The organism is Geodermatophilus sp. SYSU D00705 (assembly GCF_054050135.1).
This window is the reverse complement of sequence record NZ_JBJGYT010000002.1, coordinates 38,533-52,876: the sequence shown is the minus strand read 5'-3', so window position 1 is coordinate 52,876 and position 14,344 is coordinate 38,533. Positions and strand designations below refer to the sequence as shown.

Here is a 14,344-nt window from a genome sequence, read left to right as displayed (position 1 = left end):
GGGGGCGTATGCCTGGTGCAGCGCCCCGTGTGCCCGTCAGGATGCCTGTCGTGTCGGTCGACGAAGACCCCGGTCCCCCGTCCACTGCGTCACCCCTGCGGGTGGCCGTCGTCGGCGCGGGCCCGGCCGGCATCTACGCCGCGGAGGCACTGACCCGCCAGCAGGAGGTGCCGGTCGCCGTCGACCTGATCGACCGGCTGCCCACGCCCTTCGGTCTGGTGCGGCACGGCATCGCCCCCGACCACCCGAAGATGCGGGCCATCCGCGACACCCTGCACCGGGCGCTGGACCACCCGCGGGTGCGGTTCGTCGGCAACGTGGAGATCGGCCGCGACCTCTCGTGCGCGGAGCTGCACGGCGCGGTCGACGCCGTCGTCTACACCTACGGGGCCGCCCTGGACCGGCAGCTGGCCATCCCCGGCGAGGAGCTGCCCGGCAGCCTGGCCGCCACCGAGCTGGTCGCCTGGTACACCGGCCACCCCGACGCCGACCGCACCAAGGTCGAGGCCGCGCTGGCCGGGGCCCGGTCGGTCGTGGTGGTCGGCGTGGGCAACGTGGCCCTCGACGTGGCCCGCGTCCTGGCCCGCACCCCGGACGAGCTGGAGCCGACCGACATGCCCCAGCACGTGCTCGACGCGCTGGCCGCGGCGCCGGTGCAGGAGGTGACCGTCCTCGGCCGCCGGGGCCCCGTGCACGCCAGCTTCACCACCCAGGAGCTGCGGGAGCTCGACGAGCTGGCGCAGGCCACGGTGCTGGTCGACCCCGCCGACCTGGAGCTGGACCCCGCGGCGGAGGAGCGCGCCGCCGCCGACCGGGTCGTGCACCGCAACCTCGACGTGCTGCGCGAGTGGGCCCGGCACACGCTCTCGCCGGGCCGGACGCCGGTGCGGCTGCGCTTCTACACCAGACCGGTGCGGCTGCTCGGCACCGACCGGGTGACCGGGATCGAGGTGGAGCGCACCGTCGTCGACGAGGACGGCCGTGCCTCCGGCACCGGGGAGACCAGCGTGCTGCCGGCCGACCTCGTCGTGCGCTCGGTCGGCTACCGCGGCTGCGGACTGCCCGAGCTGCCGCTCGACGACCGCCGCGGCGTGGTGCCCAACGACGGCGGCCGGGTGCTGCGGGACGGCCGGCCGGCCCCCGGCGAGTACGTGGCCGGCTGGATCAAGCGCGGCCCCACCGGCGTCGTCGGCACCAACAAGCACGACGCGCGGGAGACGATCGCCGTGCTGCTCGAGGACGTCGCCGCCGGGGTGGTCCGCCCGGGCCACGGCGGGGTCGACGACCTGGTGTCCGAGCTGCGGGCCCGCGGCGCCGACCCGGTGCTCCTGTCCGACTGGCGGGCCATCGACGCCGCCGAGGTGGCCCTCGGCGCCACCCGAGGGCGGGCCCGCACCACGCTGCACGAGTGGGAGTCGCTGCTGGCCGCGGTGCGGGAGGCCGCCGCGCACCCCCGCTGACCGGCCGGCGCCCGGGACGTTCCCGCGGGAACGCCGGCGGTCTGCTCGCCGCGGCCGACGAGGCGCCTCAGCGTTCGTGCAGCGACGGGGACGACTCGAACGACCGCAGCAGGTCCCCAGCGGCCTCTTCACTCCCGGCGGCGACCAGCCGGACCAGCGACTCGGTGTCGGGCCGCAGCAGCAGCGGCTCGCCGTCCGAGGTGAGCGCGACCCCGCCGGCGGCGGCGAGCACGGCCAGCCCGCCGGCCACGTCGTGCACGTGCGTGCCGCTGCGGTCGAGATCGTGCCAGGCGGTGGCCGAGCCGTCGGCGACCAGGCACAGCTCGACCGCGGTGCACCCGGTCACGCGGATCCGCCGGGCCGACGGCGGCACGATCACGGTCTCCCCCGAGGGCGCGCTCGGGACGACGACGGTGCCACCGGGCCGTGGCCGGACCGGAACCCCGTCACGGACCGCGCCGGCCCCTTCCGCCCCCGACCAGCGCCGCCCAGAGGACAGGTCCACCACGACGCCGGCCACTGCGCGGCCGTCCTGCACCAGCCCGGCGGAGAACGCCCACGGCGGCAGCCCGGCCCGGAAGTTGCCGGTGCCGTCGAGCGGATCGACCACCACCCACGGGCGCGCGGCGTCCACCGGCCGGTCGGGCCGCTCCTCGCTGAGCAGGGGGACGCCGACCCCGCCGAGCACCTCCATCGCGGCGACGTGGGCCGCCTCGTCGGCGGCCAGCGACGGGCTGCCGTCGGCCTTCACCCGGTCCTCCCCCGCGCCGCGGGCCAGCGCGACCGCCGTCTCGACGCGGGTGGCGGCCAGTGCCGCCAGGTGGAGGAACCGGTCGACCACCGGCGCCGCAGGCGGCGGCTCGTCCACGGGCACGATCCCGCGGCCGCCGGGCCGGTCCCGCACCCGTGCGCAGCCCCAGCCGGCCGCGGTGGCGAGCACGGCCGGGGCGTCCGGCCCGATCCCGGTGGCGGCGAGCAGCACCGCCTCGGCCACCCCCTCGGCGGTCCACTGCCGGCGCAGCAGCACCGCCGCGCCGTCGTCCCCCACCAGCACGCGGTAGGCCGGGTCGCTGACGGCGGGGGCCAGGGCCGCGGGCGACAACCCGAGGGCCGCGCCGGCGCGGGAGAGCTGCGGGCCCGTGGCGACGGTCAGCGCGCGCGTCCCCACCAGCTGCTCAGCCACTGTTGCGCAGGGCCGTGGCGATGCCGTTGATGGTCAGCTGGATGTTGCGGCGGACCAGCTCGTCGTCGTCCCCGCTCCGGCGCCGCCGCAGCATCTCCACCTGCAGGTGGTGCAACGGCTCCAGGTAGGGGAACCGGTTGCGGATCGAGCGGGCCAGCGACGGGTTGTCGGCCAGCAGGCGGTCGTCGCCGGTGACGGCCAGCAGCATCCGGCAGGTGCGCTCGTGCTCGGCGGTGATCTCGCCGAACACCCGGACCCGCAGCACCGGGTCGGGCACCAGCTCGGCGTAGCGGGCGGCCAGGTCCAGGTCGGTCTTGGCCAGCACCATGCCCATGTTGGACAGCACCGTGCGGAAGAACGGCCAGCGCCGGTGCAGCTCCTGCAGGCGGGCGAGCCTGGCGTCGTCCCCGCCCACCCAGTCCTCCAGCGCCGTGCCGGTGCCGTACCAGCCGGGCAGCATGATGCGGGCCTGCGACCAGCTGAACACCCACGGGATGGCGCGGAGGTCGGCGATCGAGGTGCCGGCCTTGCGCGAGGGCGGCCGGCTGCCGATGTTCAGCTCGGCCAGCTCGCCGATCGGCGTCGCCGCGCGGAACCAGTCGACGAAGCCCGGCGTCTCGTGCACCAGCGCGCGGTAGGCGGCCTGGGCCCGCTCGGCGAGGTCGTCGAGCAGCACGTAGGCCGGCTCGGCGTCGTCCCCCAGCCCCTCGACGTCGAGCAGGCTGGCCTCCAGGGTGGCCGCCACCATCGCCTCCAGGTTGCGCCGGGCGAGGTCGGGATCGGCGTACTTGGCGGCGATGACCTCGCCCTGCTCGGTGATCCGCAGCGCGCCGGCGACCGCGCCGGGCGGCTGGGCGCGGATCGCGTCGTAGCTCGGCCCGCCGCCGCGGCCGACCGTGCCGCCGCGGCCGTGGAACAGCCGCAGCCGGATGCCCTCGCGGCGGGCGACCTCGACCAGCGCCAGTTCGGCCCGGTACAGCGCCCAGTTGGCGGCGAGGTAGCCGCCGTCCTTGTTGCTGTCGGAGTAGCCGAGCATGACCTCCTGGACGTCGCCCCGGTTGGCCAGCAGGGCCCGGTAGAGCGGCTGCTCGAGGACGGCGGACACCGTCTGCGCGGCGTGCTGCAGGTCGCCGATCGTCTCGAACAGCGGGGAGATGCCGACCGGGCAGGTCGGGCCGTCCTCGCCGTCCGGGTCGAGCAGGCCGACCTCCTTGAGCAGGACGGCGACCTCCAGGACGTCGCTGACCGACTCGCACATGCTGATGACGTAGTTCGGGATCGCCCGCGGACCCAGCTTCCCCACCTGCTCGGCGGCGGCGATCAGCACGTCGAGCTCGCCGCGGGCCGTCTCCGACAGCTCGGCGTCCGGCCGGGTCAGCGGACGGCGCATCCGCAACTCCCCCACCAGCAGCTCGACCCGCTGCTCCTCGTCCAGCGCCGCGTAGTCGGGGCACACGCCCGCCCAGGCCAGCAGCTCGGCGAGCACGTCGGCGTGGACGGCGGCGTTCTGCCGCATGTCCAGCCCGCAGAGGTGGAAGCCGAACACCTCGACGGCGTCGCGCAGCCGGGTCAGCCGGTCGTCGGCCAGTGCCCCGGCGCCGTGGCTGCGCAGCGACGCGTCGATCGTGGCGAGGTCGGCCAGCAGCTCCTCGGGGGCCTCGTAGGGCGCGAGCTCGTGGTGCGGCGGCTGCCCGGGGACCGAGCCGAGCACCCTCTGGGCGGTCGCGGCCAGCCGCGCGTGGATGCCGTACAGCGCCCGCCGGTAGGGCTCGTCGGCGCGGAACGGGGAGTCGTCGCGGGAGACCTCGGCGAGGTGGTACAGCGCCGGAGTGGGGGTGACCAGCCGGTCGGACATCGACAGCTCGTCGTGCAGCACGAGCAGTTCGGCGAGGTGGTGGGCCAGCGCCGTCTCGGCCTGCCGGGTGCTGGCGCGGCGGACGGCGTCGGCGGTGACGAAGGGGTTGCCGTCGCGGTCCCCGCCGATCCACGACCCCGGCAGCAGCATCGGCTGCGCCATCAGGCCGGCGTGCGGCCACCGCTCGCGCAGGGCCCGGCGCAGCTCGGCGTTGAGCGCGGGGACCACCTGGAACAGGGACAGGTCGTAGTAGTGCAGCGCCTCGTCGATCTCGTCGGCCAGCCGCAGCCGGGACAGCCGCAGCAGGGCGGTCTGCCACAGGGTGAGCACCGCCCGCTGCAGCTGCGCGGACCACTCGGCGTCCTCGGCCGCCCCGGGGGCGGAGAGGTCGCGGCGGCGGATGAGCTCGGTGACCTGCCGCTGCACCCGGGAGATCGTCTTGCGGCGCACCTCGGTCGGGTGCGCGGTGACCACCGGGGAGACCAGTGCGCCGGTGAGCTCGCGGGCGACGACGTCGGGGTCGAGCGGCTCGGCGTCCAGCAGGTCGAAGGTGGCGGCCAGGCTGCCCTTCTGCGGCGGTGAGCCCTCCCGCCGGTGGAAGCGGCGCCGCCGCTCGTGGTGGATGTCCTCGGCGAGGTTGGCCAGCAGCGAGAAGTGGCTGAACGCGCGGATGACGTGGTTGGCCGACCGGACGTCGAGGTCACCCAGGCGGCCGGCGAGCTCGGCCCGGTCGACCTCCGAGCGGCGGATGCGGAAGGCCTCCACCCGGGTGGACTCGACGAGGTCGAGGACGTCGGCCCCCGACTGCTCGCCGATCACCTCGCCGAGGACGCGGCCGAGCAACCGGATGTCCTCCCGCAGCGGGGCGTCGGTGCCGTCCCCCTCGTCGGCGCCGTGATGGCGCAGGTCTGCGACGTCCACGGTGGCTTCGGACATCGCTGCAGTATCGACCGTCCGTGTGTCGAGTGCGTGTCGGTGCGACGCCGACGACCAGGGCGCACCTGCGCCGGTACGCCCACCCACCCCGGCGGCCACACGCGTTCCCCCGGCGGGGACCGCCGGTCGTCCGCCACGATGAGCCGGTGCAGACCCTCACCGCCGTCCCGGCCGCTCCCACGCCCGCCGCCCACGCGGAGGGGCCGACGTGGGACGCCGACCGGAACGAGCTGCTCTGGGTGGACATCCCGGCCGGACTCGTCCGGCGCGCCGGCGTCGCGGCCGACGGCACCCTCACCGAGACCGGGCCCGCCCTGCGCGGCGGGGACACCGTCGGCGCCGTCGTCCCGGCCGCGGCCGGCGGGTGGCTGCTCGCCGCCGGCGGCGGGTTCACGCACCTGGCGGCCGACGGCACCGCGCGGGTCCTGCTCGACCTGGCCGGCGAGGGCGGCACGGAGACCGGCGGCGGGACGCGGATGAACGACGCGAAGTGCGACCCGGTCGGCCGGTTCTACGCCGGCACCATGGCCTTCGACCAGCGGTCCGGCGCCGGCGCGCTCTACCGCCTGGACCTCGACGGCACCGTGACCACCGTGCACGACGCGCTCACCGTCTCCAACGGCCTGGGCTGGGCCCCCGACGGGCGCACGGTCTACCTGGCCGACTCCGGCCCCGGTCTGGTGCACGCGTTCGACTACGACCCGGCCGACGGCAGCTTCAGCAGGAGCCGGGTCCTGCTCGACCTCGAGGGGGACGACGGGGTCGCCGACGGGCTCACCGTCGACGACGAGGGCTGCCTCTGGACGGCGCTGTGGGGTGCCGGGCAGGTGCGCCGCTGGTCCCCCGAGGGCGAGCTCCTCGCCGTGGTCGAGGTGCCGGTGGCCCACACGTCGAGCTGCGCGTTCGCCGGGCCCGGCCGCGACCTGCTGGTGGTCAGCACCTCGGCCGAGGGGATGGACGACGCGGCGCGGGCGGCCCAGCCCGACGCCGGCCGCCTGTTCACCGTGCCCGCCGGGGTCACCGGGCCGCCGGCATCGCCCTACCGCGGGCCGCTCGGCGCCCTCCGCCAGGTGGTCTGACGCCGGCTCCTGCGGCGTTCCGCACCCTCCTGCGCTGCTGCGACGGCGCAGGAGCGTGCGCGACACCGCAGGAGTGGGCGCGACACCGCAGGAGTGGGCGCACCCCCACACCGGCGCGGCGGTGGGGCGAGTTCAGTCCCCCAGCTCGCGCAGCGCCTGCGCGGCGAGGGCATCCCCGTCGGCCGCCCCCAGCCGGAAGTGCTCGACGGCGCCCTCGAGGTCGCCGCGGTCGGCGAGCAGCACGGCGAGGTTGTGGTGGCAGTAGGTGTCCCCGGCGGTGATGCCGGCCCGGTAGGCCTCCTCGGCGGCCTCCACGTCACCGAGCTGGTCGGCGTAGAAGTTGCCCAGGGGCAGCCAGGACTGCAGCTCGCCGCGCTTGGCCCCCCGCTCGAGGGCGAACCGCGCCTCCTCCGGCCGGCCGGTCTCCCGCAGCAGCTGGGCGAGGGCGACGCGGGCGCCGGGGAACAGGTCCTGGCCGTCGCGCAGGTCCGCCTCCAGGTCGGCGTCCAGGGTCGCGCCCCACCGCCACGTCGCGGCGACGGCGGCGGCCAGCGGGTCCCCGGCGGCGGCGAGCTCGTCGGCGACGGTCAGCGCCTCGGCCCGCTCCCCCTGGTCGTGCAGCAGGAAGGCCACCTGCAGGCCACCGAGGGCGTCCCCGGCGGCGCCGGCACCCTCGTAGGCCCGCATGGCGCCGGCGAGGTCCCCGAGCTCCTCGAGCACCAGCCCGAGGTTGACCCACGCCTCGGCCTCCCCGCCGGCCAGCGCCTGCTCGTAGGCGTCGACGGCCTCCTCGACGCGACCGCGGGCGGCCAGGGAGTTGCCCAGGTTGAACCACCCGAGGGCGGCACCCAGCTCGGCCGCGCGCCGGAAGCAGCGCTCCGCGTCCTGGTCACGCCCGGCATCGGCCAGGTCGCAGCCCAGCTCGATGATCGCGTCGGCGTCCCGGCAGGCGCGCAGCCGACGGAGGCGCCCGTCGAGGTCCTTCCCCATGCGGTGATCATCACCGGGTGCCGTCGCCGCGTCGTCCCCCGACGGTGGCTTCTCACCCCTCGGAGGCGGTGCCGGCGATCACCCGCCGAACGCCTCCCGCCAGGCGGGCAGCAGCTGCCGTCGCGTCCACTCCAGGAACGGGGCCTGGTGGTCGCCGCCGATCTGCACCAGCGCGAGGTGGGTGAACCCGGCGTCGGCGTAGGCCTTCGCCGCCGTGACCACCGCGTCGACGTCGTCCCCGCAGGGGATGCTGCCGGCGACGTCCTCCTCCCGCACGAACTGGCTGGCGGAGTCGAACGCCTGGGTGCCGGGCAGCTCGGCGTTGACCTTCCACCCGAGGCCGAACCAGCGGAACAGCGTGTGCGCCCGGGTGACGGCGGCGTCCCGGTCGGGATCGAAGCAGATCGGCATCTGCCCGATCCGGGGCTTGCCGGCCCCGCCGGCGGCGTCGAACCGCTCCCCCAGCTCCGCGTCCGGCTCGACGGCGATCATCGCGTCGGCGAGCTCCCCGGCGATCTGGCAGGACTGCGCACCGGAGACGGCGACCCCGATCGGCACCCGCTTCTCGGGCAGGTCGAACAGCTTGGCCGACTCGACGTCGAAGTGCTCACCGCGGAAGTTGGTGTACCCGCCGTCGAAGAGGTCGCCGATGATCTGGATCGCCTCGACGAGCATCTCCTGCCGGACGTCGGCCGGGGGCCAGCCGGCGCCCACGACGTGCTCGTTGAGGTTCTCCCCCGCGCCGAGGCCGAGGGTGAAGCGGCCGTCGGAGAGCAGCTGCAGCGTCGCCGCCTTCTGCGCGACGACGGCCGGGTGGTAGCGGAAGGTCGGGCAGGTCACGTACGTCATCAGCGGGATGCGGCTGGTGGCCTGCGCGGCGGCGCCGAGCACCGTCCAGGCGTGCGGCGCGTGCCCCATCTCGTCCAGCCACGGGAAGTAGTGGTCGCTGCTGACCGCGAAGTCGAAGCCGACCTCCTCGGCGCCGACCACGTGGCTCACCAGGGCCTTCGGCCCGGCCTGCTCGGTCATCATCGTGTAGCCCAGCTGCATCGCCATGCGGCGGCGCTACCCGGGCCGGGGGCACGACACGCCCGACCCGGGTGACCCGACCTCAGACGCGCTCGGCGCGCAGCGCCTCGCGCAGCTTGGTCTTCCCGCTGGTGCGCAGCAGCGACGCGGCGTAGACCCGCCCGCCGACCCGGACGACGAGCGCCACCGCGACGGCCGCCAGGACCGCCGCCACACCGACCTCCCAGGCGGCGACGTTGCCGGCCGCCATCCGGACGGGCATCACCAGCGGCGAGAGCCCCGGGACGAAGGAGGTGACGACGGCGAGGGTGCCGTCGGGGTCGGCCGCGGCCTGGATGCCGATGAAGAACCCGACCACGAGGACCAGGGTGGTCGGCATGAGGACGGTGCCGAGGTCCTCCTGCCGGCTGACCAGCGAGGCGGCCACGGCGAAGATCGAGGCGTAGAGGGCGTAGGCCAGGACGAACCACAGCACCACCGACACCGCCGTCCCGACCAGCTCGCCCGGGATGTCGACGAGGTCGAAGGCGAGCGCGCCGGTCACCCCCACGGCCGCGATGATCACGATCTGCGCCAGCCCCAGCAGGCCGAGGCCGAGGATCTTCCCCGCGAGCAGCTGCCAGGGCTTCATGCTCGACAGGAGCAGCTCCACGACCCGGCTGGACTTCTCCTCCACCACGCCCTGGGCCACGAACTGGCCGAACAGGATCAGCAGGCCGTAGAGCAGACCCGTGCCGATGATCGCGACCACGACGCGCTGGCCGTCCCGGTCCGCGTCGGGGTCGAGCGCGGTGACCGCCACCTCCGGGACGTCGAGGTTGGTCACCCCCGCCTCGGCCAGCTGCTCGGCGACGGCCAGCTGCCCGACCGCGCCCTGGACGACGGCCTGCAGCGACCCGTCCGCCGACTGCTCGACCAGGAGCTCGGGTTCCTGACCGCCGTCGGCGAGCACCACGCCGTCGACGTCGCCGTCCTCGATCGCGGCGCGGGCGGCCGCCGCGCCGTCCACCGGCTCGACCACGACGTCGACGCCGAGGGCCTCCCCCTGCGCCTGCAGCGCCTGCTCCAGCCCCTGGACCTCGCCGACGACGCCGATCCGCGTCTCCTGGCTGCCGGAGTTCAGCGCCACCTGCAGGCCCAGGGTGCCGAGCAGCAGCACCAGGATGGCCACCGAGCTGATGATGAAGTTCTTGTCCCGGAGCCGGGCCGAGAGCTCCCGGCTCGCGACCAGCCGGACCATGGCGGCGCTGCCGACCTCCTGCGGCGCGCTCACGCCGCCACCTCCTGGGCGGTCGGTGCGGCCACGGCCTCGCGGAACAGCTCCACCAGCGTCGGTTGCTGCCAGGCGAAGTGGGTGACCCGGCCGGTGGCCAGCGCCGCGGCCAGCACCGCCTGGTCGTCGGTGTCGCCCTTCAGCTCCAGCACGGTGTCGCCGGCCTGCTCGGACACCACGCGCACCCCCGGCAGGTCGGCGGCCCACCCCGGGGCCGCGTCGGGGACGACGACGCGCAGCAGCCGGCCGGCCTCCCGCCGGCGCAGCTCGGCGACCGGCCCGGTGGCGACCATCCGGCCGCGGGCGAGGATGCCGACGGAGTCGCACAGCCGCTCGACCAGGTCGAGCTGGTGGCTGGAGAAGACCACGGGCACGCCCTGGCGGACCTGCCCGAGCAGCGCGCCGGCCAGCGAGTCCACCCCGATGGGGTCCAGGCCCGAGAACGGCTCGTCGAGGATCAGCACCTCCGGCCGGCTCACCAGCGCGGCGGCCAGCTGCACCCGCTGCTGGTTGCCCAGGGAGAGCTTCTCCACCGCGTCGCCGCGGCGGGGCCCGAGCCCGAGCACCTCGACCCACTCGTCGGCGGCGCGCCGGGCCGCGGCCCGGTCCATGCCGTGCAGCCGGGCGAAGTAGGTGACCTGCTCGGCGACCTTCATCTTCGGGTAGAGGCCGCGCTCCTCCGGCATGTACCCGATGCGCCGGCGCACCGCCTGGTCGAGGGCGCGGCCCTGCCAGCGGACCTCGCCCGCGTCGGCGCGGGCCAGGCCCATCGCGATGCGCATCGTGGTGGTCTTGCCGGCGCCGTTGGACCCGCAGAAACCGAACATGGAGCCGGGTGCGACGGCGAACGCCACCCCCTCGAGCACCCGGTTGGACCCGTAGGTCTTGTACAGCCCGTCGAACTCCAGCACGGCGCGGGTTCTCCCTTCGTCCCGCCGACCGTATCGGTCAGGACGACGAGTCCCCGTCCACACCACGGAGCCGTCCCACCCGGTCACCGGCGCGCAGGGCGGTCACGGTGGTCGCCGTCCCGGCCCGCTCCAGCCGCCAGGCCGTGCCGTGCCCGGCGACCCGGCCGGTGCCGTCGGCGAGGTGGACGGCGGTGTCCTCGTCCAGCGCGAGCCCCTGGCCGCCCGGCACCCCGCCGAGCGCGGTGACCAGCCGCGGCAGGGTGCCCCACTGCGCGCAGTGCACGTCGACGGCCCAGGGCACCAGCCCGAGACCCGGCACGACCGTCACCTCCTCGAGGTCCTCCGCGGCGTCCTCCGGGCAGACGGGGACGCCGCCGTCGCGCCAGCCGCCCACGACGGCGGGGCCGGCACTGACGGCGGCGCCCGCGGAGAAGCCGGCATAGGGACGGTCCCCCGCCGCCAGCCAGGCCCGCAGCTCCCCGGCCACCGGGGCCAGCGCGTCGGCGTAGGCGGGGGTGAGCCCGCCGCAGACCAGCAGTGCGTCGGCGTCGCCCAGGGCCGCCACGTCCAGCCGACCGCCGAGCGGCAGGAGCACGGGCACCGGTTCGCAGGTCGCCGTCCGTCGGAGGACCGCGGCCCAGCGCTCGAACTGCGCGGCGCCGTCCCCCTCGTCCAGCACGACGGTCGCGACGACCGGGGTGCTGCCCGCGGACTCCAGGAACGGGCCGTACAGGGCCGCGGCCGCGGACGGGTCCCAGCCGCCGCCGAGGAGGTGGACGGTGGGCACGGCGGGCTCCTCGCGGGACGGGAAGGGAGGCCGCGTCAGTCTGCCCTGCGCGAGCGCCGTTCCTGCGGTCTCATCGCTCCATGACCGAGGAGAACGTCCCGGCCCAGCCGCCCACCGGGGTGGGACTGGAGGGGCTGCGCACGGCCGCCGCAGGATGCCGGGCCTGCGAGCTGTGGCAGGACACCACCCAGACGGTGTTCGGGGAGGGGCCCGAGACCGCCCGGATCGTGTTCGTCGGCGAGCAGCCCGGCGACCAGGAGGACCGCCGGGGCGAGCCGTTCGTGGGTCCGGCCGGGCGGTTGCTGGACAAGGCGCTGGCCGAGGCGGGCATCGACCGCCGCGACGCCTACATCACCAACGCCGTCAAGCACTTCTCGCACACCGTGAAGGGCAAGCGGCGGATCCACCAGACCCCGCGACCGGAGCACCTGCGCGCCTGCCGGCCGTGGCTGGAGGCGGAGTTCACCGTGCTCCAGCCGGAGGTCGTGGTGTGCCTGGGCGCGACGGCGGCCAAGGCGCTGATCTCGCCGTCCTTCCGGATCACGAAGGACCGCGGGCAGCTGGTGCCCTGGACCCCGCCGGGCACCGAGGCCGCCGACCCGGCCGACGACGACGAGGACGCCCCGCACCAGACGTGGATGCTGGCCACCACGCACCCCTCGGCCATCCTGCGCACGCCGGACGAGGCCCGCGACGCCGCCTACGACGCGCTGGTCGCCGACCTCCGGGTGGTCGCGTCCGCCCTGGCCTGAGGGCCCGTCCGGCGGAACCGGGCGGGTCCGCTAGGAAGAGGCGGGCCCCGGCCGGCCCTCGCCACTCTCGGGGGCGGGCGAGGACGGCCGGGGTTCCCCGGCGGGCACCGTCGCGTACGTCGAGCGGGAGGCGCGGAACGCCCAGAACGACGGCACGACCAGCGCGACGACCGCCATCGCGACGACGACCACCACCCCGCCGGACACCATCGCCGCGCTGACCCCCGCCGCGCTGGCGATCGCCCCGGCGCGCAGGTCACCCAGGCGCGGCCCGCCGGCGACGACGACGAGGAAGACGCCCTGCATGCGGCCGCGCATCTCCTCCGGGGCGGCCAGCTGCAGCATCGAGGAGCGCAGCACGGCGCTGACCATGTCGCCGGCCCCGGCGACCGCGAGGCACAGCACGGCCAGCCACAGCGACGGGGCGAGGCCGAAGCCGATGATCGCCACCCCCCAGACGACGATCGCGCCCAGCACCACCGCGCCCTGCCGGTCGACCCGCGAGACCCAGCCCGAGGTCAGGCCCATGAGCAGCGCGCCGATGGAGATCCCGGCGAACAGCCAGCCGAGGCTGTTCGGCGAGTCGGCGTAGCGCCCCTCCGACAGCTCGGGGAACACCGCCTGAGGCCACGCGAAGCACATCGCGATGACGTCGACGACGAAGGTCATGAGCAGCACCGGCTGCGTGCGCAGGAAGGCGAAGCCCTCCCCCACCCCGCGGACGGCGGCGCCCAGCCGCAGCGGCCCGGCGACGCGACCCGGCGGCAACGGGGGCAGCCCGCGCAGCAGCAGGACGGCGATGACGAACCCGAGCGCGTCGACGGTGTAGGTGATGAACAGGTCGCCCACGGCGATGAGGACCCCGGCCAGCAGCGGGCCGACGATGACGCCGACCTGGCGGACCGTCATCGCCAGCGCGTTGGCCGCCGGCACCCCCTCCGCCCCGACCACCGCGGGGATGACCGCGCTGCGGGTCGGCTGGTTGACCGCGCTGAACCCGGAGACGCAGGCGGTGAGCAGCCACAGCAGCCACAGGTTGCCGCCCCCGGGCAGCAGCGCCTGGACGGCGAGCAGCGCGCTGGTCACCGCCGAGCCCACGCCGGTGATGAGCATCAGCCGGCGGCGGTCCATCGAGTCGGCGATCGCGCCGCCGAGCAGGCCGAACACGATCAGCGGGACCAGCGCCACGATCGAGGTGACGCCGACCAGCAGCGAGGAGCCGGTGAGGGCGAAGACCTGGTACGGGACGGCGACCAGCGTCATCTGCTGGCCGAGCATCGTGGCCGCGACGCCCCAGAACAGCCGCCGGTAGTCGGGGTTGCGCAGCGGGGTGGTGTCGATGGCCCAGGCGCGGCGGGGGGCCGGCGGGGGCAGCGGGACCGGCTCCTCGACCGGGCCGGCGCCCTCGACCGGGTCGACGGGCGAGGTCATGGGGCGAGCCGCTGGACGATCCAGCCGCCGCCCTCTTCGTCGTCCCGCACGAACCGGAGCCGGTCGTGCAGCCGGTCGGTGCCGCCCTGCCAGAACTCCACCCGGTCCGGGACGACCCGGTAACCGCCCCACACCTCGGGCCGGGGCACCCCTCCGTCGGGCGTCTGGGCGTCCAGCCGGCGCAGGCGCTCGACCAGCTCCTCGCGGGAGTCGACGACGGTGGACTGGACCGACGCGGCGGCGGCCAGCTGCGCACCGCGGGGACGGGGGTCCCACAGGTCGTCGGAGGCCCCGGGGCCGACCCGCTCCACGCGGCCGGTCACCCGCACCTGCCGCTGCAGCGCGTGCCAGGGGAAGACCAGCGCCGCCCGCGGGTTGACCGCCAGCTGGGCGCCCTTGGCCGAGGCGTAGCTGGTGCCGAAGACGAAGCCGTACTCGTCGTAGCCCTTCACCAGCACGATGCGCGCGTCGGGGGCGCCGTCGGCGTCCGCGGTCGCCACGACGACGGCGTTGGGCTCGGGGAGCTCGGCGGCCACCGCGTCGGCGAACCAGCGGTCGAACTGCTCGACCCACGTGGGGGCGAGATCGGACTCCCGGAGACCCCTGGTCTCGTAGTCCCTGCGCATGCGGGAGAGGTCGGGCACGACTCCATGCTGTC

The 14,344-nt window shown here is 75.8% G+C and carries 12 protein-coding genes; 3 read left to right on the top strand and 9 right to left on the bottom strand.

Annotated features, from left to right (window positions below; translation table 11 throughout):
• Positions 1-50 precede the first annotated feature (50 nt).
• Positions 51-1,460 carry an FAD-dependent oxidoreductase gene (locus ACI78Q_RS01660; protein WP_456921572.1) on the top strand — a complete coding sequence of 470 codons (1,410 nt, stop codon included), beginning with the start codon at positions 51-53 and terminating at the stop codon, positions 1,458-1,460.
• A gap of 67 nt (positions 1,461-1,527) precedes the next feature.
• Here ACI78Q_RS01660 and ACI78Q_RS01655 read toward each other — a convergent pair whose 3' ends face one another.
• Together ACI78Q_RS01655 and ppc are read right to left on the bottom strand one after the other, a co-directional pair.
• Positions 1,528-2,643: an inositol monophosphatase family protein gene (locus ACI78Q_RS01655; protein ID WP_456921571.1), complete on the bottom strand. Its 1,116-nt coding sequence runs from the start codon at positions 2,641-2,643 to the stop codon at positions 1,528-1,530.
• Positions 2,636-5,434, bottom strand: a complete 2,799-nt coding sequence (gene ppc, locus ACI78Q_RS01650) for a phosphoenolpyruvate carboxylase (protein WP_456921570.1) — start codon at positions 5,432-5,434, stop codon at positions 2,636-2,638. The genes ACI78Q_RS01655 and ppc overlap by 8 nt, the downstream gene beginning before the upstream one ends.
• A 146-nt stretch (positions 5,435-5,580) precedes the next feature.
• Here ppc and ACI78Q_RS01645 point away from each other — a divergent pair, with 146 nt between their 5' ends.
• Entirely contained in the window at positions 5,581-6,513 is a 933-nt protein-coding gene (locus ACI78Q_RS01645; RefSeq protein WP_456921569.1) for an SMP-30/gluconolactonase/LRE family protein, read from the top strand.
• A 132-nt stretch (positions 6,514-6,645) separates the two neighbouring features.
• Here ACI78Q_RS01645 and ACI78Q_RS01640 read toward each other — a convergent pair whose 3' ends face one another.
• From ACI78Q_RS01640 to ACI78Q_RS01620, 5 genes are all read right to left on the bottom strand, one after another.
• Positions 6,646-7,503 (bottom strand): tetratricopeptide repeat protein, encoded by an 858-nt coding sequence (locus ACI78Q_RS01640; RefSeq protein WP_456921568.1) that lies wholly within the window; start codon positions 7,501-7,503, stop codon positions 6,646-6,648.
• A gap of 78 nt (positions 7,504-7,581) precedes the next feature.
• Positions 7,582-8,559 (bottom strand): TIGR03557 family F420-dependent LLM class oxidoreductase, encoded by a 978-nt coding sequence (locus tag ACI78Q_RS01635; RefSeq protein ID WP_456921567.1) that lies wholly within the window; start codon positions 8,557-8,559, stop codon positions 7,582-7,584.
• A gap of 55 nt (positions 8,560-8,614) precedes the next feature.
• Positions 8,615-9,805 carry an ABC transporter permease gene (locus ACI78Q_RS01630; RefSeq protein ID WP_456921566.1) on the bottom strand — a complete coding sequence of 397 codons (1,191 nt, stop codon included), beginning with the start codon at positions 9,803-9,805 and terminating at the stop codon, positions 8,615-8,617.
• A complete protein-coding gene (locus ACI78Q_RS01625) occupies positions 9,802-10,716 on the bottom strand; it encodes an ABC transporter ATP-binding protein (RefSeq protein ID WP_456921564.1) in 915 nt (304 codons plus the stop codon). The genes ACI78Q_RS01630 and ACI78Q_RS01625 overlap by 4 nt, the downstream gene beginning before the upstream one ends.
• A gap of 37 nt (positions 10,717-10,753) precedes the next feature.
• Positions 10,754-11,503, bottom strand: a complete 750-nt coding sequence (locus tag ACI78Q_RS01620) for a hypothetical protein (RefSeq protein WP_456921563.1) — start codon at positions 11,501-11,503, stop codon at positions 10,754-10,756.
• 80 nt (positions 11,504-11,583) lie between these two features.
• Between ACI78Q_RS01620 and ACI78Q_RS01615 the strand changes: the two genes are divergently transcribed.
• Positions 11,584-12,255: a UdgX family uracil-DNA binding protein gene (locus ACI78Q_RS01615; protein WP_456921562.1), complete on the top strand. Its 672-nt coding sequence runs from the start codon at positions 11,584-11,586 to the stop codon at positions 12,253-12,255.
• A 30-nt stretch (positions 12,256-12,285) separates the two neighbouring features.
• Here the strand turns inward: ACI78Q_RS01615 and ACI78Q_RS01610 are convergent, their stop codons facing one another.
• Together ACI78Q_RS01610 and pdxH are read right to left on the bottom strand one after the other, a co-directional pair.
• A complete protein-coding gene (locus ACI78Q_RS01610) occupies positions 12,286-13,686 on the bottom strand; it encodes an MFS transporter (protein ID WP_456921561.1) in 1,401 nt (466 codons plus the stop codon).
• The gene (gene pdxH, locus ACI78Q_RS01605) at positions 13,683-14,330 is read right to left on the bottom strand and encodes a pyridoxamine 5'-phosphate oxidase (RefSeq protein WP_456921560.1); all 648 of its coding nucleotides are present in this window, start codon (positions 14,328-14,330) and stop codon (positions 13,683-13,685) included. The genes ACI78Q_RS01610 and pdxH overlap by 4 nt, the downstream gene beginning before the upstream one ends.
• Between the last annotated feature and the right edge of the window lie 14 nt (positions 14,331-14,344).